This is a genomic window from Thermococcus sp. (genome assembly GCF_027023865.1).
Classification (GTDB): domain Archaea; phylum Methanobacteriota_B; class Thermococci; order Thermococcales; family Thermococcaceae; genus Thermococcus.
The window spans coordinates 183,406-205,245 of the sequence record NZ_JALVUC010000025.1 but is presented as its reverse complement, the minus strand read 5'-3'; the positions used below and the strand labels follow the sequence as shown (position 1 = coordinate 205,245).

Here is a 21,840-nt window from a genome sequence, read left to right as displayed (position 1 = left end):
ATCGAAAAGGGCCTCTGTTTCCACTGGAAAAATTTCTTCATTGGTGGACTCTAAAGTGCAAGGGTGGTAACTTTTTAAGTTATATGCTATAGATGTCTGTTTGGGTAAAAAATCAAAGGTGAGGTGGCCAAAGTGATGCAGGCTTCTACGGGGTAACAGTGTCAGAACGAATGCGGTTTCTTTCCCCCGGCAACTACCTCAATGGGCTGCCTTGCCCCTGCCCTCCGGGATGTTATCCCATAAAACTCGAAGCTTATCATGATGGTTAAGCCTGCGGTTTCCACTGGAAACTAAGGGGTTTATTTGTTTTCTTAGAATTTTCAAGGAGATGTTAGGTTTTTATCGGGACATTGTGCGCATGTTTGTGTACTGGTGTCCCACGGATATGGGAAGAAAAGTATATAACCCTTGCACTTTTTACCCCTATAAAAGGTAGAGACTTAGGGTGATGCTCATGCCGAAGAAAAAGATGGCGGAGGATGAAATAAAAGAACTCGAGGAGTTCGAGGAACTGGAAGTCGTTGAGAAGCCTCCTTCAAGCTCAACCTCAAAAAAGAAGGAGAAGGATATAAAAACCCTTGAGGATCTGCCGGGCGTTGGTCCTGCAACTGCCGAGAAGCTCCGCGAGGCTGGCTACGACAGCATCGAGGCCATAGCAGTTGCCTCTCCGATGGAGCTTAAGGAGATAGCTGGGATAAGTGAGGGTGCCGCGCTCAAGATAATTCAGGCAGCAAGGGAAGCGGCGAACATAGGGACCTTCATGCGTGCCGATGAGTATATGGAAAAGAGGAGCGCCGTCGGTAAGATCTCAACTGGAAGCAAGAGCCTTGATAAACTCATAGGCGGCGGCGTCGAGACTCAGGCTATAACTGAGGTCTTTGGAGAGTTTGGGAGTGGAAAGTGCTTTGCCAAGGACACAAAGGTTTACTACGAGAACGACACACTGGTCCACTTTGAAACCATTGAGGGGATGTATCGGAAATATGCCGAGACCTCTGGAGAGATTCCCTTCGATGGTGGCTATGCGGTCCCCCTGGAGACCGTCTCGGTATACACTTTTGATCCTAAATCTGGCGAAATAATAAGGACAAAGGCTTCCTACCTCTACCGCGAGCGCGTCGAGAAGCTTGCGGAGATAACTCTATCCAAAGGTTACTCACTTCGAACCACGTTCCCCCACCCGGTTCTTGTCTTCAGGGACGGCCTCCAGTGGATCCCAGCGGCTCGGTTAAACGTTGGAGACATAGTGGTTGGTGTTAAGCGCGTTCCAGCGAACAGAATTCCCGTTGGGGAAGCTCGGGCGTACTTCCTGGGACTCTTTGTAGCAGAAGGCACGTCGAACCCGCTCTCGATAACCACGGGTTCAGAGGAGATTAAGGACTTCGTGGTAAACTTTATCGAGGAGCATGACGGCTACAGACCGACCGTTGAAGTGAGGCGTAGCCTTTATAGGATACTGCTCAGAAAAAAGACTGCAGAGTGGCTTGGCCCCCTGGCCAGCTCAAGCGCATCAACCAAGGCCGTGCCAGAGGAGATAATGAACGCCGACGATTCAGCAATAGTGGCGTTTCTGGCTGGTTACGTGGATGGGAACGGCTACGTTCGGGAGTCACTAGTGGAAATGACTACAAAGAGCGCTGACCTATCCGAGGGTCTGGTTTTCCTCCTTAAGAAACTTGGAATAACTCCAAATGTTTCCACTAAAAACATTGAGGATGAGGTTTATCACCGCATTTACATCACGGGGGAAGGTAGGAAGGACTTCGAAGCCGTTCTCAGAAGAACCCTCCTCAAGTCAGTGAACATGAACGGTGGCGGTGTTGGGAGGTATCCCCCGGCACTTGCCAAGTTCCTTGGAAAGCTCTACTCCAAGTTCCGCCTTCCAAAGAGGGATCATGAGACCGCTTATCACATACTAACGAGGAACCGGGAAGTCTGGTTCACGGAGGAGACACTTTCGCGCATTGAAGATTACTTTAAGGAAGCCTTGGAGAGACTCAATGAAGCGGAGAAGGCAGTTTTATCCGGAGAAAAGCCCGACCTTCCGTTTGCTTGGACGTCCCTCATTAAATATGGGTTCACTGCGGGGCAGGTGTCCAACTACCGCACAAGGGGGCTTCCGAGGAGGAAAGACCTTAGAGAACGGGTGGTCTCGGCGATCCTCGCGGAGATTGGTCGCTTTAGGCAGGTGGCCACCCTCGCCATTGACACGATAAGTCTTGTGAGGAAGCTGGAGTTCTATGAGGTTCGCTCCAGTGAGCCAGTTGAGTACAAGGATTGGGTTTATGACCTAGTTATACCATGGACACACAACTTCATCGCACCCAATGGTCTAGTGCTTCACAACACCCAACTCGCTCACACTCTGGCCGTCATGACCCAGCTGCCGCGCGAGGATGGCGGCCTTAACGGTTCCATCATTTGGATAGACACCGAGAATACCTTCAGGCCTGAGAGGATAAGGCAGATCGCAGAAAATCGTGGCCTTGACCCCGACGAAGTCCTTAAGAACATATACGTCGCGAGGGCCTTCAACAGCAACCACCAGATGTTACTCATAGAGAGAGCCGAGGAGATCATCAAAAAGAAGGCCGAGACCGACAGGCCGGTTAAGCTCCTCATAGTTGACTCTCTCATGGCCCACTTCAGGAGCGAGTACGTTGGCAGGGGAACGCTAGCGGAGAGGCAGCAGAAGCTGGCAAAGCACCTCTCCGACTTGCACCGCCTTGCGGACCTCTATGACATAGCGGTCTTCGTCACCAACCAGGTTCAGGCCAAACCCGATGCGTTCTTTGGCGACCCGACGAGGCCCGTTGGAGGGCACATCTTAGCGCACAGTGCCACGCTCAGAATCTATCTCCGTAAGGGGAAAGCCGGGAAGAGGGTGGCAAGGTTGATAGACAGCCCGCACCTGCCAGAGGGTGAGGCGATATTCAGAATAACCGAGAAGGGTGCCGAGGACTGAGTTAGCTTTTTAACCCTTCTTTTTTTACTCGGTTTCATGTCAAAGGTTCGGGCAACTATCAATCCGTCACGGGAGGAACTCAAGCATCTCATTGATTCTGCACTATCAAACGAGGCCCTCTTAACTATTTTCGCGCGTTGCAGGGTCTACTACGACGGTAGGGCAAAGAGCGAGCTTGGTTCCGGCGACAGGGTCATAATCGTCAAGCCCGACGGGGCATTCCTCATCCATCAGAACCGAAAGAGGGAGCCAGTAAACTGGCAGCCGCCCGGGAGCCTCGTTTCCCTTGAAGAGCGTGACCCCCCAGTTCTCCGCTCCGTCAGGAGAAAGCCGAAGGAGGTTCTTGAGGTCGAGCTTGAGGAAGTTTACCTGGTTTCCCTCTTCAAAGCTGAGGACTACGAGGAACTGGCCTTGACAGGGAGTGAGGCCGAGATGGCCGGGATGATATTTGAGAACCCTGAACTCATAGAACCCGGATTCAAGCCCCTCTTTCGTGAGAAGGACATAGGACACGGTATAGTTGACATCCTGGGCAGGGATTCCGGCGGGAACTTAGTCGTCTTGGAACTGAAGCGGCGGAGGGCCGAACTCCATGCTGTCAGCCAGCTTAAGCGCTATGTTGAGACCCTTAAAAAAGAGCACCCGAACGTGAGGGGAATTCTCGTTGCTCCTTCCCTCACCTCAGGAGCGAAAAAGCTCCTTGAAGTTGAGGGGCTTGAATTTCGGCGTGTTGAGCCTCCAAAACGTTCAGGAAAGTTCCAAGGCAGGCAGACGACGCTCGTTTAACTCATTCCCATCTCGTGGGGCATCAGTTCGCGAATGCTCACGGTCATCATGTGGTGCTTTCTCTCGATTTCGACAACCCTCCCGAGGCCGACCAGCTTTACCCTAGCTCTGCAGACCGTTACTTCCCTCTCGTCGCTCTCCTCCCAGGGTATTCTAGTCTCAAGTTCCTCCATGCTTAGGAGTTCCGCTAAGATGCCCTCCGTTCCAATGTCAATATCCGTGAGAGGATCGTGGGTCAAAAAGAGCTTCATTGTCTTTTCCAACGCCTCTTCCACTGCCAGAACGTTCTTGGCGCTTCTCAGTTCTATCGTCCTGTGGGGATTCCTCATCAGTTCATCCAGCACACGCCGCGAGATGCCGGCTAAGACCATCGCTTCCATAGTCTCACCTCACAGGTAGATACTTTCGTAATGCTGTTGAGCCTTTTTCCTGGCCTGCTCCATCTGTTCGTGCATTTTCCTGAGCTGCTCCTCTATCGCTTTTGCCTCCTGCAGAAGCGGCTCTGTTGAGACCTCCAGCGGAACGAGCCTCTTGAGCGCCTCGATGACGTTGGCGGCGGCCTTTGGATCCGGTCTGTCTCCAAAAGTTTCCCCAAGAATGACGTAGGCATCCAGCTTGTTCCTACTCGCCTCAAGGAGAAGCCTGCCGCTCATTCCCATTATCGAGCCGTACTGGAGGAGCTTGACCCCGTTTCCTTCTAGCTCTTTGTTGAGTTCCTCCCGCGCTCCAACACCCCAAACGTCCATCTGCTCCTTAAAGAACCCAATACCAATGCCTCCTAGGGATATCACCTTCTCCGCGTTTCTCTTCTTCAGGTAAGTTGTCAGCTCCCTCACTATCTCGTTGACGAGCGTTGGAGCCACGTATACGTCCGCAACTGCGATGATTACGTTGTCCTTTCCATAGAAGCGCAGTGGTGGGTTTGGCTTTCCATCAAGGATGAGCGCCATCGGGGGGATGAAGGGGCTTTCGACGTAGCCTACCATCTCCATTCCAAGCTCCCTGACGAGAAAGTTCGCCGCTATATGGCCGACCAATCCAACTCCAGGATATCCCTCTATCAGTAAAGGATTCTCAATATCTGGCAGGACTATGCTGACCGGCTTTCCGTTCTCCATTCTCTCACCCCACCTATGTTTAATTCCAAATGGTTATTAAATTTTCGGAAACTCTGGAGGTTTATCTCCACTGGAGAGACCGCCTACGCACACAATCTTAAAGCGGTAGCAACCCTTAAATAACTCGGGCGATATTTTTGAGTTTTTCTTCTCGAAAGCCTCGTCCTTTAGGGTTGGGGATGTAGTAATCTAGGATTCGGTCTTTAAGCAGTCAAAACCCTTTTAAACTTTGGAGTGTGATAAGGCCTCGGAGAGGCCACTCAAGGACAACCCGATGAGACGAGGGGTTTCACGTTACCCTCCAGCATTGGGGGGTTTGACGCTGTTAAGCGTCTTCGAAAGACTGCCCGTTGAGGCAGTCTGAAACTCGATTAGTGGCCTTTGGAGCGATAACCCCAAACCGTTCAGCGGTAGGGGTAACGGGCCGAAGACCCGGCCTTCGGGCTGAGCCGAAACCGGCAACGGGAGTAGGTGATGGGCCCGTAAACCGAACCGCCATTAGCGAGGGATTAAGCCGAACCCTCGCCATTCACGGCGGAGAGGAGGTCAGGGGGTGATGTCTATGGTGAAAATCGGTATCATCGGCGGCTCCGGCGTCTATGGTGTCTTTGAGCCAAAAGAGACGGTAAAAATGCACACCCCCTACGGCAGGCCGTCGGCTCCGGTGCAAATCGGGGAGATTGAGGGTGTTGAGGTCGCATTCATCCCACGGCACGGCAAGCACCATGAATTCCCGCCGCATGAGGTTCCATACCGGGCGAACATTTGGGCGCTTCACGAGCTTGGCATCGAGCGCGTTATAGGCGTTACCGCCGTTGGCTCCCTCAGGGAGGGGTATAAACCGGGGGACATAGTCATAACGGATCAGTTCATAGACTTTACCAAAAAGCGCGACTACACCTTCTACAACGGACCTAAGGTGGCCCACGTCTCGATGGCTGACCCCTTCTGCCCCGAGCTGAGGAGGATATTTTACGAGACGGCTAAAGAACTCGGCTTCCCCGTCCACGAGAAGGGCACCTACGTCTGCATTGAAGGCCCGCGCTTCTCAACTCGCGCCGAGTCGATGATGTTCAAGCAATATGCCCATATCATTGGGATGACGCTCGTCCCGGAGATAAATCTCGCGCGCGAGCTCGGAATGTGCTACGCGAACCTCGCAACCGTCACCGACTACGACGTCTGGGCCGACAAGCCCGTGGATGCGCAGGAGGTCATCAGGGTCATGGCCGAGAACAACGCCAAGGTCCAGGAGCTTCTTAAGAAGGCCGTTCCAAAAATCCCAGAGGAGAGGCACTGCGGTTGCGCTGATGTGCTGAAGAGCATGTTCGTCTGACCTCTTCTCCCCAACCTTTTTAACTTCCACTGGAAACACACCTCTTCAAAAGGGGTGATGCTCATGAGCATTCTCATCAAGAATGGTAAGGTCATCTACGGGAGGAACTTTGAGGTCGTTGAGGCCGACGTTTTAATCGAGGGAAACAGGATAGCAAAGGTCGCGAAGGGCATAAACGAAAGCACCGATACCGTCATAGACGCCAAAGGAAGAATCGTTTCTCCTGCCTTCATTAACCTCCACACCCACTCGCCGATGGGCCTTTTCAGGGGTTTGGCCGATGACCTGCCTCTTATGGACTGGCTCCAGAACTACATCTGGCCACGCGAGGCAAAGCTGACGCGGGAATACACGAAAGTCGGGGCATATCTCGGCGCGCTTGAGATGATAACGTCGGGAACCGGAACCTTCCTCGACATGTACTTCAACATGGATGCCGTAGCTGAGGTGACGCTCGAGAGCGGTCTCCGCGGTTACCTCTCCTATGGCATGATAGACCTCGGCGACCCGGAGAGAACCGAGAAGGAAATCAAGGAAGCCCTTCGCACGATGGAGTTCATGGAGAGGCTCAACTCTGACAGGGTTAACTTTGTCTTCGGACCGCACGCGCCCTACACCTGCTCGATAGCACTGCTGGGAGAGGTCAGAAGGCTCGCGAGCGAACACGGCAAGATGATAACCATCCACGTAAGTGAGACGATGGCGGAGATAGGCCAGATAACCGAGCGCTATGGCAAAAGTCCCGTTGTTCTGCTCGACGAAATCGGCTTTTTTGGAAGGGACGTCATCATCGCCCACGGTGTCTGGCTCGACAGCAGAGACATCCAGATACTCGCGAGGGACGGGGTTACCGTCGTCCACAACCCAGGGAGTAACATGAAGCTGGCGAGCGGTGTCATGCCCATTCAAAAGTTGCTCAACGCTGGTGTCAACGTCGCCCTCGGTACCGACGGAGCGGCAAGCAACAACAACCTAGACATGCTTGAGGAGATGAAGTTGGCAGCGCTTCTTCACAAGGTTCACAACCTCGATCCGACCGTTGCCGATGCCAAAACCGTCTTTAGGATGGCGACTGCCAACGGTGCGAAGGCACTCGGAATCGAGGCTGGAGTAATAAGGGAGGGTTATCTGGCCGATCTGGCGGTAATCAACTTCACCAGGCCACACCTCAGGCCGGTGAACAACGTGATAAGCCACCTTGTCTATTCCGCCAACGGAAACGACGTCGAGACTACGATAGTGGACGGAAGGGTTTTAATGCTCGACGGGGAAGTACTGACACTGGACGAGGAGAAAATTCTCAGCGATGCGGAAAGGGTCATCGGTGAGCTGGCATGATTGAGTTCGCCTTTGGGGTGGCCCTGCTCGTTGCCTATGTTCTTCTCTTCTACAGGTATCACTTCACCAACCGCCGCTCCTTGGCCTACTACTCCCTCGCCCTCTTCGCCCTCGCGGTCCCCTTCTTCGTGAGGGACGCCAGTGTTTATTCTGCATCCCTTGCATTCTCAGCAGCCTTTCTGTGGCTGGCCAACATCGAGGCCGCCGACGAGCTTTTCAAACCCCTGCCAAACGCCAGGGAGTTCCGCTACCTGGCCCTCGTTCCCCTCGCGGGCCTCATATTCCTCTTTCCGGGACATCCGACCGTGACCCTCTTCATCCTCGTCGGGAGCATTGCTGGGGCTGGGTTCTACCTCATGTTTGTCAAAAGCAATGACCTCCGCCGTGTGGGCCTCACAGAGTTGATTTTCTCCAGTACGGCGACCGTGTGGGGGTTTCTCTTTTCCAGCGTCTACGCCGAACTCTCGGCGGCTTTGGGGGCGTTCTTGATGGCCTACGTTGTCCTCGATGTTTTCATGGGTGCGTCCTTATTTGAGGACTTCGAGTTCACTGATTCCCGCCTGGATGTGAAGACCGGTCTCCTGATGATGTCTTCCGTCCCAGAGGGGGTTCTCGACGGCGCCCTGGTCTTCTCCCGCTCCCGCGGTGACGGCCCCAACCGCTTCTGGATAACCAAAGTTTCCGGAGAGAGGTCTGTTAGTCCCACGAACCTCGCTAGGATGCTTGACATGGCCGTCAAGTTCATGGCCCGGGCGGAGGAGAAAGGCGTAAGGCCTGTGGTCGTTATAGACGGCCTCGAATACCTCATGTTAGAGAACGGCTTCATCCCCGTTCTGAAGTTTCTCACCACTCTCCGCGACTACGCCCACCTCCACGGCGGCACTGTTATTCTGGTTGGTGATGATTCCTTCTTGGATGGGAAGGAGCGCACTCTATTGAAGAGGCTCATGGGGTGATCCCTGTGGAGTTCGAGGTTGTTAAAGGAGATATAACGAGATTCCCGGCTGAGGCGATAGTGAACGCTGCAAACCGCTATTTGGAGCACGGCGGCGGTGTTGCCTATGCGATAGCCAAGGCTGCGGCTGGAGATGCAATGGAGTACATCAGGATAAGCAAGAAAGCCATGCGCGAACAGCTTGGAAAAACCTCCATCAACCACGGCGAGGTCGTTGTAACTCCCGCACTGAGGCTTGAGAGATACGGAATCCGCTACGTCATCCACACGGTTGGACCTTGCTGCGGTGGAGTTTGGGACGGGGACAAGAAGGAAAAGCTGAAAAAAGCCATTCTGGGGGCGCTGTGGAAAGCAGAGGAGCTTGGTGTTAGGAGCATAGCCTTTCCTGCGGTAAGCGCCGGCATCTACGGCTGTCCTCTTGAGGCGGTCGTTAAAACTTTCGAGGAGGTCGTTGGGGAGTTCTCAGGGAAAGCGAAGAGCGTTGAGCGGGTTTACCTCGTGCTGTACTCGGAAAGGGATTATGGGAGAGCGCTAAAGGCGCTTCGCGGCCCTAACCTCTAACTGCCAAAAGCCTTATAATGTTTACAATCAAACCTCATAGGTATTTAGACCCCGTTCGGTGCCGTCCATGGCTTGGGGAATGGCAGATGAACATGCAGAGAACGGTAGGCCTCTTCCCCTAGGGGGTAGGAGGTACTCCCTTCGGCTTCTGCTCTTTCTGAGGTTCTTCCTGAGGCTTTTTGCCTTTTCGTATCCCCTTTCCCTTACAGTAATGTACAACTTCTGGGTCTTCGGAAGATTACCCATGGCCCTCTGGATTGGTTATGTGGCCCTTATGGTCATCTTTGAGCTCGCCCTCGGACTGTTTGCGGGTAGACCCTTTTCAAAGATCCTCCTGAAGGCCTACGTTGTTTTAGCCCTCTTCCTTGAGTTTCCCTCCGCCATCTGGGAGGCAGATTTTTCCACTCTCTTATCTTTTCTGCTTTGGGCTTTGCTATGGTATGGCTCTCTAGTGATTATGGCATTTTTGGTCGTAAAAACTGAAAGAGGAGAGCTATGTCATCTCTTGGAGAGAGCCTGAGGAATTCGTAAAGAAGATCGCTTCCTCGATTGTCCTCTTATTCTAGGGCTTTGCGCCACTCGGACGGTCGCTTATAAGGATCATATTTGAACGTACCTTGCCCGCGGATGTTAGTATTCTACAGCCGTTGATATGCTTACATTTTTCTTCTGAAAGCCTTGCCTTTAAGGCTGGAAGAGGCCAGCGTTGTCTTCTTCTAGGCCCTTTCATCGTGTTTCTCTAATACTCCTCCCGCGGAGAAGGATAGTCTTTTATCCTTTCCACTGGAATTTCAACCGGTGGTGCTCATGCGCATAGAGGATGTTTACATCTGGGATATCAATGCCAAATGGCTTGGGATTTCTCCACTTCAGCTCATGGAGAACGCCGGAGCGGGCATTGCACGGACGATAGAAGAAAAATTCGGAAAAGGCCTCAGGATAGCAGTCTTCTCAGGAACGGGCAACAACGGTGGCGACGGCTTTGTTGCCGCGAGGCATCTCAGCTTTGACAACAAGGTTACCCTCTTCCTCGTTGGCGACGGGACGAAGATAAGGAGTGAGGAGGCGAGGCACAACTGGGAGACACTGAAGGGGCTGGACTTTGTGAAAATAACTGTTCTTAAGGACTCCTCACAGATAAAGCCCCTTGACCTGAGCGGTTACGACGTTATAGTCGACGCCCTCCTCGGGGCCGGAACGAGGGGAGAACCCCGCGAACCGATACGCTCGGCGATTGAAAAGATAAACGAGTACTCTGGGAGGGTTAAAATCGTCAGCATCGACCTTCCGAGTGGCTATCCTTCAAAAATCCGCGTTAGGGCCGACTTCGCGGTGACGTTCCAGTGGGACAAGGAGGACTACGGGGACTTCGAAAGGGTAATAACCAAGATAGGCTATCCAAGGGAGCTTCACCACCTCGTCGGGCCGGGTGATGCAAAGTTCGCACTGAGAAAGACGGGCGAGCACAAGGGGCAGAACGGAAAGCTGCTCGTAATAGGCGGAAGCGAGGACTACTTTGGGGCACCCTATTTAGCATCGAAGGCCGCTTCGTACCTGGTTGACTTGGTTTACCTCACGATGCCCGAATATTCGGCGAGGAGAATAGGCGACCCCGATTTAATTCTCCGTCCGGTCGAGGGGAGGAATTTCAAGCCGGAGCACGCTGGTAATCTAATCGAACTCGCCGAGAAGGTCAATGCGGTCGTTATTGGTCCAGGAATAGGCCTCACAGAGGAAACAAAGGTCTTTGTACGGGAGCTTATCAAGAGATGTGAGAAGCCGATGGTGATTGATGCGGACGGGCTGAAGGCCCTCGCTGAGGACTTAAGCGTTCTCAAGGGTAAGACCTTCGTCCTGACGCCGCACACCGGTGAATTCAAGCTTCTCTTTGGCGTGAAGCCCGAAGGTTCGTTCGTGGACATGGTTAAGGTTGTTGAGGAAAAGGCCAGTGAGGTTGGGGGTGTTGTCCTGCTTAAGGGAGCATACGACATCATCAGCGACGAGAAAACCTGGAAGTACAATAAAACCGGAAACAGGGGCATGACAACCGGCGGAACTGGAGACGTTCTGGCAGGCCTCGTCGGCGCTCTCCTCGCCCTCGGCAATGAGCCGCTGAGGGCCGCTTCGGTTGGTGCGTTCCTGAACGGCCTCGCCGGTGACATGGCAAAGGAAGAGCTGGGAGAGAACTTTACCGCGCTTGAGGTGGCTAAAAAAGTCCAGGAGGCTGTGAAATGGGTGGATGAGTTTTGAGGTTCATTTGATTTTCCCTCTCAGAGCTTCATCAGTTCCCTGGCCTTTTTGGCCTTTTCTTGAAGTTCTGGACTTTGAATGAAGACCAGCATGTTGAGGAGGTGGAACAGCTCGATCTCTGTGAGTTCTATATCCGCCTGAGATATTCTCTTAAGAACCGGTTGGGAGCGTACCTCGATCTCGTCGAGGACCTCCCTTGCTAGTTTTATCAGCTCAGAACGATCTTTTATCTTGAACCCCGCTTTCTCAAGTATGTCCACGAGCTTCTCGGCCTCCACCTGAATGTATGCCTGTCGAAACTGCTCTATGCTCTCGTCGGGGTCGGCCTTTATGAGGAAGAGGCGGGCGCTCCTTGAGTAGACCTTCTCGTTTCCATGACTCTCAAATTCCTCAACGAGCCCCACTTTCTGGAGGACCTTGATGTGCCTGTAAACCGTCGTCCTGTCTCTCTCCAGTCTCTCACTCAGCTCGTTGATGCTCATGGGCCTCTCTCGCAGGAACTGGAGAATTTTAAAGCGTGTTTCCTCTGAGAGAACTTTGACGGTTTCTGGTTTTGTGATTATAATAACTTCCTTCACACCTACTCCTCCAGCTTGTCCTGCGGTGTTTCACCTTCTTCCACAATTTTCTTTCCGGCCGCGACCATATCTATACTGTGCACCACGCCGCCAAACTCTTCTATTGTCCGGGTTATCTCATCGTAGTCCAAGTCATCGCCCATCACTGTTATCTTGACGTTTTCGGTCTCCTTGTCTATCTCCACGAGGGTTATGTTAACTCCATCAACCCCGCCGAGCTCGCTCAGTCCCAGGGCCAGCTCCGTCACTATTGGCTGGTGCGGTTTCAGAACGTCCAGAACGAGAAGCCTTATACCCCTTGCCATGCTCCCACCGGCTCACTTCTTCAGTACCTCTCCCAGTTTCTTCAGCAGTTCCATTGTCTCCCCGTCGCGGCCCATCCTGGCCATAGCGAGCCACTCTATCGCGTGGATTATGTCCTCGTTGGAGAAGTCCTTGAGTTCCTCTTCCTTAGCTTCTATCTCCTCTGAGATGTTCGTTTTACATTCATACTCCTTCTTTAGAAGTTCGTCCATGACGTTTAGTAGCTCTTCGTCGTTGAACTCGTAGCCGAGGGCTTTGAATATCTCCAGCTTTGTCTTCAACCTTGAGCGGGCGAAGTAGCGAAGCTCCTCGTCCCCGAGGTAGAGGTTGATGTAGAATGCATCCGCCGTCCTACCGTAGTACTTCTCCACGAGGTTGCCCTTCATCTCCGTCCTCTTGACCTCGACTAAACCCGCTTCCTTGAGCTTCTCGATGTGGTGGTATATTGTCTGGGGCGTCTTCCCAAGGATTTCGCTGAGCTGGGAGATGGTCATCTCCCTGTTGCGGAGCAGGCTGAGTATTTTCCTCCGCGTGTCCTCGAGCATCAGTTTTATAACTTCGGGGTCGGTGACGACCTTAACCTTTGACATGGCACTCACCCATTTTAACGTTTTAACCATTCTTTGAACGTTCGGGAATTTAACTCTTTTGCCCTGGTGCGTCTCGCGAACCCCGGTAGGTTTATATATGTAAAGGTAGTGTTCCAAACGATTTCCCCGTGGACGATACAATATCCATTTCCGATGTTGCCCGCTAGGGGGAGGAAGGCTTAAATAAGCGCTCCCGAAAAACCTTCGGAGGTGGTTGCCATGGAGACTCCAAATCTTGACTTCTTGTTTTACCCAAAGAGTGTGGCTGTTATAGGTGCATCAAACGTGCCTGGAAAGGTTGGAAACGCCATAATGCACTCCATAACGCTCCGTTACGACGGAAAGGTCTACGCCGTCAATGTCAGGGGCGGTGATATAGAGGTCAATGGAAAGAGGTTTCCCGTTTACAAGAGCATCCATGATATCCAAGATGAGATAGATGTTGCCGTCGTAGCGGTTCCTGCCAGGTTCGTCCCCGACGTTATAGACGACTGCGGTAAGAAGAGTGTTAAGGCCGCGGTTGTCATAAGCGCCGGCTTCAAGGAGGCAGGAAGGACCGACCTCGAGGATGAACTTGTTAAGAGGGCCAAGAAGTGGGGCATACGGGTTGTCGGCCCGAACTGCCTCGGTGTCACAAACCTTGAGAACGGCTTTGACTGCAACTTCAACCCACCGGAGAGGCAGGCCAGACCGCCCTTTGGAAAGGTTGCATTCATGAGCCAGAGCGGTGCCTTCGGAGCGGCAATCCTTGACTGGGCAGCGCGCGAGAAGATTGGAATGAGCAAGTTTATCAGCCTCGGCAACATGGCCGACCTCGACGAGAGCGACTTCATGGCCTACCTGGGTGACGATCCGAAGACCGGCGTCATAACCGGCTATATTGAGGGAGTTAAGGACGGGCGGAAGTTCTTCAAGGCCGCCAAAGAGGTCACTCTGAAGAAGCCCGTCGTGGTACTCAAGAGCGGCAGGACGGAGGCGGGAGCAAAGGCCGCCGCTTCACACACTGGTTCCCTCGCCGGTGCATACAAGATATATCAGGCGGCGTTTGAGCAGGCCGGCGTTTTAGAGGCCAAAACTATGCGCCAGCTCTTCAACTACGCCAAAGCTTTGGCGATGCAGAATCCTGCAAAGGGTGACCGCGTTGCCATAGTCACGAACGGTGGCGGCGCCGGCGTCATGATGAGTGACGGCTTACTTGAGCGCGGAATGAAGCTGGCCAGCCTCAGCGACGAGACCAACGGGCGCTTTAGGAAGGACATCGAGGAGGGCAAGCTCCCGCGCCACATGAGCTACAAGAACCCGATTGACGTCATAGGTGACGCCCCCTCAAGCAGGTATGAGATAGCAATGCGTTACGCCCTTGAGGATCCGAACGTCGACCTTCTCGTCGTTATAACGCTCTTCCAGAGTCCTGCCATAGATGAGGGAATCGTCAGTGCCATGGAGAGGATGAAGGCCTACGGCAAGCCGATAGTTTTCATCGCACCGGGTGGAGACTACCCGCACAAGATGGCGAGGAACATCGAACAGAGGGGCATCCCGGTCTACGAGACCACCGAGGATGCGGTTGATGCCGTCTACGCCCTCGTTAAGTATGGCGAGTGGTTGAAGGAGAACGGGAAGCTCTGATAGTCACTTTTAGTTCGAATAGTATCTTTACTCTTTGTTTCTCCACTTAGATGATATCACTCCATTTATTTAACAGGCTATGTTGAGCATAGCGATATTTTTGTTTTAGGGTGAGAAAATGATAGAAAAACCTCAGTTTAAGAAGTTCCTGGCGTTTGGGTTTTTTATCCTTGTTGTTGGGTTGGTTTTTAGCGCCCCGTTGAATGCTGCAGTTGAAGTTCAGAACGGTACCACTACCTCCGTGGAGATAAAGTCCCCCTGTGCTGCATTGGAAGGGGGAATACACAGCAGGCAGGCCGCCGTACTGAGAGGTCCCGTGGCCGCTTTTGAGGCTGCTTTGGCTTTTAATGGTGACGATTCACGGCTTCTGAGGCGTCAGCTCCACGGCGTGACTCTCGTACCGCAGTACAGTACGGCAAAAGATGTTCTTGTGAAAGCGAACAATTTTTCTGCCAGAGCGCTGGTTGTGTCCATCACTAACGGCCAGGGAAAGGTAATTGGAAGGTATTATCATATCAACAGTGAAAGAGGTAGCTCCTCGGCCATCGTGATTCTCAAAAACAACTCAGCAATGATATACATAACCAATGGAACAGCCGTTAAAACACTCAAAGTAATAAAGGACGGTGAGCACATCAAGGTACTCGGACTGTTCGGCTGGTTATCATGTGCCAGATGTATAGCTCTGGGAACCTTTGTCTGCGGGAGTGCCATGGCATTTGCTGGAAGCATGGGCTGTTGGACTGGATGCCCAATGTTCTCGGTGCTGGGTCCACTTGCCGTTGGTCTGTGCTTTATAATATGTGAAACAGCAGTCATTCTGGGCAGTGCATACTCGTGTTATGATATGAGCAAGACTGCATGCCATGCCCTAGGCAAGTGTTGAGGGGTGTGATTCCATATGGGGACTATAGTCCAAAACCGCAGGCTGGCAATGATCTTATCCGCAATTGGACCTGTATTCGGCTTTTTACTCTATTTTTTAGTTTTTCACGATATTATAGGTGCCATTCAGATCGCGCTGATACTGTTTATTGGACTTACCTCAATGGTGTATTCCATGTGGATTTGCTGTGGTGTGCTGCTTTCCTTTGCCGTGGTGTTTATACTGTGGGGGTTAAATCCTGCGTACATATCTTCTCTGGTTGTTTATGCCGTCACTTATTTGTATTTGGTTGGTTTACGGGGAGTGAAAAGGCGAAATCTAATTATCCTGACCCTTGTTAGTTTTTTAGGCATTCTAATCGGCGTATATGTCTTGACTCAAGCACAGGATATTAACTGGCAATCGATAACGTCCTTTAAAGCTCAAGAGGTCGTTATAATTGGTAACCATACTTTTAAGAGCTATGTTAACTTCACCAAACCGGATTATATAAGCAGGGCGGACTATTGGCCAAATGGCAAATTCATTCAGAAAATTGTTATTAACGGTAACATCGAGAAAGTCATAACTACCAATGGTACTTTTACATTCAACGTAACTTGGACGAACACAGATGCCATTGATCCATTCGCGTTAGTGATTCTCAATCTTGAACAGTTCAATATCTCCAAAAGGGGAGACCTCCGGGTTTTAACACCCAAAACACGCACTTTGCCACATTACAAAATTTGGGTTAACTCGAGGGGGCTTCCAAAGGAAATAATAATTGAAGGGGCAAGCCGAGATACCATAGTGGTGAAATACAAAAAACTGACAATGAAAAACAATGGATAGTATCCAAAAACTTTAAATCTCCTTCCTTCCCTTTCTACCCCATGCACGGTGGTCGCTTTTGGCCCTGGTGAACCCCTCTTCTCGACCGCCTTAGTCTGGAGTTTCGTTTCCAGTGGAAATGGAGGTGTTTGAATGGATGACTTTAAGGTTACCCCCTGGGACGTTGAAGGCGTTGTGGACTACGCGAAGCTGATAGAACAGTTTGGAACCAGCCCGCTGACGGACGAGCTTATTGAGAAGACGGTAGAACTTACCAAGAGCGAACTTCCGATATACTTCAGGAGGCGCTTTTTCTTCTCCCATAGGGACTACGACAAAATCCTTGCCGACTACGAGAATGGGAGAGGCTTCTTCCTCTACACCGGGAGGGGTCCGAGCGGGCCTATGCACATTGGCCACATAATCCCGTTCTACGCGACCAAGTGGCTCCAAGAGAAGTTTGGTGTAAACCTCTACATCCAGATAACCGATGATGAGAAGTTCTTTTTCAAAGAGAAGCTCACCTTTAATGACACGAAGAGGTGGGCCTACGATAACATCCTCGACATCATCGCCGTTGGCTTCGACCCGGACAGGACCTTCATCTTCCAGAACAGCGAGTTCACGAAGATCTACGAGATGGCCATTCCAATAGCCAAGAAGATAAACTTCTCAATGGCCAAAGCTGTTTTCGGTTTCACCGACCAGAGCAAGATTGGTATGATTTTCTACCCGGCCATACAGGCAGCACCAACTTTCTTCGAGAAGAAGCGCTGTCTGATTCCGGCGGCGATTGACCAGGATCCCTACTGGAGGCTCCAGAGGGACTTCGCTGAGAGTCTTGGCTACTACAAGACCGCCGCTATACATTCCAAGTTTGTTCCTGGATTGACCGGCCTCGGCGGCAAGATGAGTGCGAGCAAGCCTGAAACGGCCGTCTACCTCACCGACGACCCGGAGGAGGCTGGCAAGAAGATATGGAGGTTCGCTCTAACCGGTGGCCAGCCAACGCTTAAGGAGCAACGTGAAAAGGGCGGAAACCCCGACAGGTGCGTCGTCTTCAAATGGCTTGAGGTATTCTTTGAACCGGACGACGAGAAGCTGATGGAGCGCTATAGGGCGTGCAAAGCTGGAGAGCTGACCTGCGGGGAGTGCAAGCGCTACCTCATCAGGAAGGTTCAGGAATTCCTCAGGGAGCACCAGAAGAAGCGCAAGAAGGCGGAAAAGAAGGTCGAGGAGTTCAAGTACACGGGTGAACTCGCCAGAGAGCAGTGGGACAGGGCGGTTCCTGAGGTGTTGCATTAGTTCCCTTTCTTTTTATTGCATCCCTAACGAGGAGGCGTCCAAAACGGCCTTATCCTGGGGTTCATGGCTGGAAATTCCACTAAACCCTTTTCCCCTCTTTAATGTAAATAACCTGTGCTCCTATGTCCTTCGCATGGTCACTTATCCTTTCTAGGTGCCTCATGATGAGTGCCTCCACCGGTGAGCACGTTTCTGGGTTCTTTATCCCTTGTAAGGAGTGTATGTAAAGATCGTCTATCTCCCTGTCAAGCTCAAGGAGCCTTCCTGTGGCTACCTCGTCGAGGTTCTCGAAGGCCTCTACTGCGGTTTTGAGTGCTTCTAGTGTCAGATTAAAGCCCCTGCTCAGGAGTGGCGTCATCTCAAAAGGCCCTACAACTTTGGCCGTTCTCTCTATCTCCATAGCGTATCGGGAGATCCGGTAAAGGTCGTAGGAGACGTCTATGGCGCTCTGGATGAAGCGCAGGTCGCCTGCCACCGGTGAGTAGCGGACGAGTAGCTCTGTTGCGATGTTCAGCACATCTCCATGGAGGATGTGGAGTTCACTTGATATATCCGCTATTGATTCAACCCCTCCATTAAGGCTTTTACTCGCCCGTTGGAGGGAGGATAGGGCATCATTTCCCATTTCCCTTATGAGTTTTTTAAGCTGTTCAATTCCCATGTCGAGGAGTTTTCTCATCCTATCACCCCAGGGCACCCGTGATGTATTTCTCGGTTAGTTCATGCTCCGGGCTTTCAAACACCTTTCTCGTTGGGCCCGCTTCTATTAGCTCACCCAGATACAGGAAACCAACATAATCGCTGGCTCTAGCGGCTTGGGCAGGCAGATGGGTAACTAAAACTATTGTGTAATCCTCCTTGAGCTCTAAGAGAAGCTCCTCTATTTTGGCCGTCCCGACTGGGTCAATGTTGGCAGTAGGTTCGTCCATCAGGAGTATTTTTGGCTTCATCGCCAGGGCCCTCGCTATCACAAGCCTCTGCTTCTGACCACCGCTCAGGTTGCGGGGGTAGTCGTTCAGGCGATCCTTAACCTCGTCCCATAGAGCCGCTTTTTTGAGTGCCCACTCAACCCTTTCGTCCAAGTCTTCTTTTGACTTTACAAGCCCGTTGAGCTTCAGCCCGATGGCGACGTTTTCGTATATCGTCATGTGGGGAAAGGGGTTGGGATACTGGAAGACCATACCCACCTGTCTTCTGACCTCGATAGGGTCAACCTCTGGGGAGTATACGTTTTTTCCAAAGAGACGAACCTCCCCCTCAACCCGGGTATCCTCTTTTAACTCAAGGATCCTGTTGAAAGTCCTCAGCATCGTGCTCTTTCCACAGCCACTGGGTCCCATAAGGGCGAAAATGCCCTTCTCCGGAATCTGCAGGTTGACATCTTTTATTACGTGGTTCTTGCCGTAGTAAACATTCAGGTCAACAGTTTCTATTGCGAAGTTCACAGTTTCACCTCCTTAAGGCTCATCCTTAGGGGGATGAAAACGGCGATGAAAATCACCATTAGGACAAGGGAGGCACCCCATGCGGTCGCGTGATCTTGGGGGCTTGGACTCTGGATTAGTTGATATATTAAGAGGGGGATAGTGCCCACAGGTTTGGTTATCGATGTTGGGTAGCTCTCGTAGAGCCCCCCTGCAGTGAACAGCAATGGAGCGGTCTCTCCCGCGGCCTTTGCAATGCCTATTAGGACTCCTGTCAGCACCCCCCGCTTTGCCATCGGGGCGAGTATTCTGAATAACACTTTGATTCTTGTAAGGCCGAGGGCGTAGCCTGCCTCTTTGTATGTGAAGGGTATCCCCCTCATGGCCTCGTGGGTGTAGACAGCAACATAGGGGAGGAGGATTATGACTAGGGCAAAGGCACCTGCCATGGCCGAGTATGTCCCCATAGGAATGACAAGAACTGCCATGACAAAAATTCCCACCAGTATCGTGGGAAACTCCATCATTATTTCGAGAAGGGCCTTAGTCCACCGCCCTAACACACTTCTCGGATTTTCATAGGAGTACATACCCACCATCAGTGCGAGGGGCACCCCGATTAAGCTCGACAGGAACGTCAGAAGGAAGGTTCCTGCTATGGCAGGGCCTATACCCCCCTCCGAGAACGTCCCCGTAAAAAATATGGTTCCCCTTTTTAGGATCACCGGCAGTCCCTTCAGGGTTACGGTGTATAGTATGTAAAAGAGGGGGAGCACGGCGACCACTGTAAGGAGGCCGATGGTAAACAGAAAACCTTTTTCCACCGCTTTTCGGTTGGGATTAAACCTGAACATTCTTCTCCCACCTCCTGAGCATGTGAATCCCTATTATGTTGACAGTAAGCCCTATGGCGAAGAGCGCTAGGCCAGCGGCAAACAGGGTGGACGTCATGTAGGTGTAGAGAAAAGCGTTGCCAAATTGATTGGCTATGAGTGAGGAGATGGTATACCCCGGTGCGAAGAGTTTGTAGGTCAGGTTGAACGTGTTGCCTATGACGAGACTCACCGCTATAGTCTCCCCAACTGCCCTTCCAAACCCCAGGATTATCCCGGAGACCATCGCTGGCTTGATGTAGCCGAGGAGTATCCGCGTGGCCTCAAACTTGGTGGCCCCAACGGCGTATGCCGCTTCCCTGTATGTAAATGGGATCATCTGATATGCCTCGCGTATAATTGCTGAGACAAAGGGGGTGATCATTATTGCCAGAAGAACTCCAGCAGAGAAGTAACTGTACCCCCCAACGGGAGGATAGTGGATGAAGGGTATAAATGAAAAATACCTGTAGAGGGGTTCCATGACCCAGTGCCTCAGGAACGGCACTAGGATAAAGGCCCCCCATATACCGTATATTATGGTGGGCAGGCCAGCCATCACGTCGGAGAGTATCGCGAGGGTGTTTTTCAGTCCCCTGGGAGCGTAATCAACGATAAAGACAGAAAACGCGGCTGATATGGGAAGGGAAATCAGGATCGCAATGAGGGACGTGTAAAAGCTTCCCCAGAGGGCTGCGGCTATACCGTATACCTCCTTCTGCGGAACTGAGGCGGCTTGCCAGATGTTCTTGATGTACAAATCTATTCCAAAATGTTCCAGTGCAGGAAGGGCGTTTTTGAAAAACACAAAGAGCATTCCAGCAAAGAGCAGGAATATTACTAGGATTACGGGGAAGGATACTATGTCAAACACATCCAGTTTCCTCATTACTTCCATGCTATCACTTCCCGATTTTCTAGAATAAAAAAGGGACAACTCAAGTTTTGATCATGTCAACGGCTTTAAGGCCGATCTCTGCCACCTCCTTCGGTAGGCCGACGTAGCCGGGCGCGAGGTTCTGGGGCTTCTGTCCTTCGGTGAGTATCCACTTTAGAAATGCTTTTATCGCCTCAGCCTTCTCCTTGCTGTAGTGCTTCCCATCTTTGTTTTCCCACACGAGGAGGTGAGTAAAGGCGACTATCGGGTAGGAGTTCTTCCCCGGTGCATCCAGGAGTTGCGTGAGGTTTTCTTTATAGCCCTCGGTTGGTGAGGGGATGTAAGATTTAATCGCTAAAACTGCAGATTTTATGGTTGTGTTCGTTGGCAGAACGAAGTTTCCCGCCTTGTTTTGTAGGGCCGCAACCGTCAGGTTGTCTTTTATAGCATAGGAGAGTTCCGTGTACGCTATGCTGTACGGGGTGTTTTTAAGTATGGCCACAACCCCGGGGTTGCCCTTCCCGGCCAATCCCCTTCCGAGCCTGTCAACCGGCCAGTTTACTACCAGACCTGCTCCAACTTTCTTGGCCCATTCGCTACTTATGAGGCTGAGGTATGTGGTGAATATCTTCGTTGTCCCGCTGGCATCACTTCTGTGAATGACTATTATCCTCTTATGGGGGAGCTTTAGGTTCGGGTTGAGGCTCTTTATGGACGGGTCATCCCAGTATTGAATTTCTCCGAGGAATATTTTGGCAAGAACGGCCCGGCTTAACCTTAACCCTGTTCCAATTCCAGGCACGTTGTACACTACAACAACAGCACCGACTATTTCCGGGAACTGGAGGGGCTGATCCCCGGTTGATAAGAATTTTTTCCACATATCGGCGCTGACAGCAGGGTCGCTTCGGCCGATGTCGGTAAGCCCTTTTAGAAACGTTTCCTGACCGTATCCACTTCCCCCCCCTTGATATTCAATTTTGATGTTGGGATGGGAGCTCTGATAAGTCTTAATCCATTTCTGAATTTGGTACATGGGAAATGTGGCACCTGTTGTGCGGAGGGATATAGTTTGAGTTGATCTGCTTGAAGTGAGTGCAGTGCTACTCTGCCCTATGCATCCGCTGGCCGCCACGGTAGCGACCAGTAGGAAAATCGCGGACAAGGCTATAATCCGTTTCATAGGCCCCACCGGTGGGCATCTTCCTCGGCTTAATTATAAATTTTGTCGCAATAGAATATAGTTTAGATCAT

General features: G+C 51.8%; 23 protein-coding genes. 13 read left to right on the top strand and 10 right to left on the bottom strand.

Annotation, left to right across the window (positions count from 1 at the left end; genetic code table 11):
- Nucleotides 1-454 precede the first annotated feature (454 nt).
- Together radA and nucS are read left to right on the top strand one after the other, a co-directional pair.
- Nucleotides 455-2,965, top strand: a complete 2,511-nt coding sequence (gene radA, locus MV421_RS10655; RefSeq protein WP_297503418.1) for a DNA repair and recombination protein RadA — start codon at nt 455-457, stop codon at nt 2,963-2,965.
- A 36-nt stretch (nt 2,966-3,001) separates the two neighbouring features.
- Nucleotides 3,002-3,751 carry an endonuclease NucS gene (gene nucS / locus MV421_RS10650; RefSeq protein ID WP_297416916.1) on the top strand — a complete coding sequence of 250 codons (750 nt, stop codon included), beginning with the start codon at nt 3,002-3,004 and terminating at the stop codon, nt 3,749-3,751.
- Here the strand turns inward: nucS and MV421_RS10645 are convergent.
- The gene (locus tag MV421_RS10645) at nt 3,748-4,131 is read right to left on the bottom strand and encodes a DUF473 family protein (protein WP_297416919.1); all 384 of its coding nucleotides are present in this window, start codon (nt 4,129-4,131) and stop codon (nt 3,748-3,750) included. The genes nucS and MV421_RS10645 overlap by 4 nt on opposite strands.
- A 9-nt stretch (nt 4,132-4,140) precedes the next feature.
- A complete protein-coding gene (locus MV421_RS10640; protein WP_297416922.1) occupies nt 4,141-4,869 on the bottom strand; it encodes a proteasome assembly chaperone family protein in 729 nt (242 codons plus the stop codon).
- A gap of 229 nt (nt 4,870-5,098) precedes the next feature.
- Here MV421_RS10640 and MV421_RS10635 point away from each other — a divergent pair, with 229 nt between their 5' ends.
- The 7 genes from MV421_RS10635 to MV421_RS10605 all read left to right on the top strand — a co-directional run bounded on the left by MV421_RS10635 (nt 5,099) and on the right by MV421_RS10605 (nt 11,309).
- The gene (locus MV421_RS10635; RefSeq protein WP_297503386.1) at nt 5,099-5,233 is read left to right on the top strand and encodes a hypothetical protein; all 135 of its coding nucleotides are present in this window, start codon (nt 5,099-5,101) and stop codon (nt 5,231-5,233) included.
- A gap of 198 nt (nt 5,234-5,431) precedes the next feature.
- Entirely contained in the window at nt 5,432-6,205 is a 774-nt protein-coding gene (locus tag MV421_RS10630) for an S-methyl-5'-thioadenosine phosphorylase (protein WP_297417905.1), read from the top strand.
- Nucleotides 6,206-6,268: 63 nt separating this feature from the next.
- Complete coding sequence (locus tag MV421_RS10625) at nt 6,269-7,543, top strand: amidohydrolase family protein (protein WP_297417908.1); 1,275 nt, start codon at nt 6,269-6,271, stop codon at nt 7,541-7,543.
- Nucleotides 7,540-8,499 carry a DUF835 domain-containing protein gene (locus tag MV421_RS10620; protein ID WP_297417703.1) on the top strand — a complete coding sequence of 320 codons (960 nt, stop codon included), beginning with the start codon at nt 7,540-7,542 and terminating at the stop codon, nt 8,497-8,499. Before MV421_RS10625 ends, MV421_RS10620 begins: the two co-directional genes overlap by 4 nt.
- Nucleotides 8,499-9,059: a [protein ADP-ribosylglutamate] hydrolase gene (locus MV421_RS10615; RefSeq protein ID WP_297417911.1), complete on the top strand. Its 561-nt coding sequence runs from the start codon at nt 8,499-8,501 to the stop codon at nt 9,057-9,059. The genes MV421_RS10620 and MV421_RS10615 overlap by 1 nt, the downstream gene beginning before the upstream one ends.
- A 67-nt stretch (nt 9,060-9,126) precedes the next feature.
- Entirely contained in the window at nt 9,127-9,579 is a 453-nt protein-coding gene (locus MV421_RS10610; protein WP_297417706.1) for a hypothetical protein, read from the top strand.
- Nucleotides 9,580-9,866: 287 nt separating this feature from the next.
- Nucleotides 9,867-11,309 carry an NAD(P)H-hydrate dehydratase gene (locus MV421_RS10605; RefSeq protein ID WP_297518349.1) on the top strand — a complete coding sequence of 481 codons (1,443 nt, stop codon included), beginning with the start codon at nt 9,867-9,869 and terminating at the stop codon, nt 11,307-11,309.
- Nucleotides 11,310-11,329: 20 nt separating this feature from the next.
- On the opposite strand, the gene MV421_RS10600 is transcribed toward MV421_RS10605, so the two are convergent.
- Genes MV421_RS10600 through MV421_RS10590 form a run of 3 tightly spaced genes read right to left on the bottom strand, consistent with a single transcriptional unit; the run spans nt 11,330 to nt 12,780 of the window.
- On the bottom strand, nt 11,330-11,887 hold the full coding sequence (locus MV421_RS10600) for a transcriptional regulator (RefSeq protein WP_297417709.1): 558 nt from the start codon (nt 11,885-11,887) through the stop codon (nt 11,330-11,332).
- A 2-nt stretch (nt 11,888-11,889) separates the two neighbouring features.
- Nucleotides 11,890-12,192 carry a DUF211 domain-containing protein gene (locus MV421_RS10595; RefSeq protein WP_297417712.1) on the bottom strand — a complete coding sequence of 101 codons (303 nt, stop codon included), beginning with the start codon at nt 12,190-12,192 and terminating at the stop codon, nt 11,890-11,892.
- A 12-nt stretch (nt 12,193-12,204) separates the two neighbouring features.
- Nucleotides 12,205-12,780 carry a winged helix-turn-helix domain-containing protein gene (locus MV421_RS10590; RefSeq protein ID WP_297417715.1) on the bottom strand — a complete coding sequence of 192 codons (576 nt, stop codon included), beginning with the start codon at nt 12,778-12,780 and terminating at the stop codon, nt 12,205-12,207.
- Nucleotides 12,781-12,999: 219 nt separating this feature from the next.
- On the opposite strand from MV421_RS10590, the gene MV421_RS10585 reads away from it, so the two are divergent.
- The 4 genes from MV421_RS10585 to MV421_RS10570 all read left to right on the top strand — a co-directional run bounded on the left by MV421_RS10585 (nt 13,000) and on the right by MV421_RS10570 (nt 17,413).
- Nucleotides 13,000-14,409, top strand: a complete 1,410-nt coding sequence (locus tag MV421_RS10585; protein ID WP_297417917.1) for a CoA-binding protein — start codon at nt 13,000-13,002, stop codon at nt 14,407-14,409.
- A gap of 118 nt (nt 14,410-14,527) precedes the next feature.
- Nucleotides 14,528-15,295: a hypothetical protein gene (locus tag MV421_RS10580; protein WP_297417718.1), complete on the top strand. Its 768-nt coding sequence runs from the start codon at nt 14,528-14,530 to the stop codon at nt 15,293-15,295.
- Between the two features lie 15 nt (nt 15,296-15,310).
- On the top strand, nt 15,311-16,129 hold the full coding sequence (locus MV421_RS10575) for a hypothetical protein (protein ID WP_297417721.1): 819 nt from the start codon (nt 15,311-15,313) through the stop codon (nt 16,127-16,129).
- A 132-nt stretch (nt 16,130-16,261) separates the two neighbouring features.
- Nucleotides 16,262-17,413 carry a tryptophan--tRNA ligase gene (locus MV421_RS10570; protein WP_297417724.1) on the top strand — a complete coding sequence of 384 codons (1,152 nt, stop codon included), beginning with the start codon at nt 16,262-16,264 and terminating at the stop codon, nt 17,411-17,413.
- A gap of 79 nt (nt 17,414-17,492) precedes the next feature.
- Here the strand turns inward: MV421_RS10570 and MV421_RS10565 are convergent, their stop codons facing one another.
- Genes MV421_RS10565 through pstS form a run of 5 tightly spaced genes read right to left on the bottom strand, consistent with a single transcriptional unit; the run spans nt 17,493 to nt 21,769 of the window.
- Nucleotides 17,493-18,092, bottom strand: a complete 600-nt coding sequence (locus MV421_RS10565; protein WP_297417726.1) for a phosphate uptake regulator PhoU — start codon at nt 18,090-18,092, stop codon at nt 17,493-17,495.
- Between the two features lie 4 nt (nt 18,093-18,096).
- Nucleotides 18,097-18,858 carry a phosphate ABC transporter ATP-binding protein gene (locus MV421_RS10560; protein WP_297417728.1) on the bottom strand — a complete coding sequence of 254 codons (762 nt, stop codon included), beginning with the start codon at nt 18,856-18,858 and terminating at the stop codon, nt 18,097-18,099.
- On the bottom strand, nt 18,855-19,691 hold the full coding sequence (gene pstA, locus MV421_RS10555) for a phosphate ABC transporter permease PstA (protein WP_297417731.1): 837 nt from the start codon (nt 19,689-19,691) through the stop codon (nt 18,855-18,857). The genes MV421_RS10560 and pstA overlap by 4 nt, the downstream gene beginning before the upstream one ends.
- Nucleotides 19,678-20,598: a phosphate ABC transporter permease subunit PstC gene (gene pstC / locus MV421_RS10550; RefSeq protein WP_297417920.1), complete on the bottom strand. Its 921-nt coding sequence runs from the start codon at nt 20,596-20,598 to the stop codon at nt 19,678-19,680. Before pstC ends, pstA begins: the two co-directional genes overlap by 14 nt.
- Nucleotides 20,599-20,647: 49 nt before the next feature.
- Nucleotides 20,648-21,769: a phosphate ABC transporter substrate-binding protein PstS gene (gene pstS / locus MV421_RS10545; RefSeq protein WP_297518346.1), complete on the bottom strand. Its 1,122-nt coding sequence runs from the start codon at nt 21,767-21,769 to the stop codon at nt 20,648-20,650.
- Between the last annotated feature and the right edge of the window lie 71 nt (nt 21,770-21,840).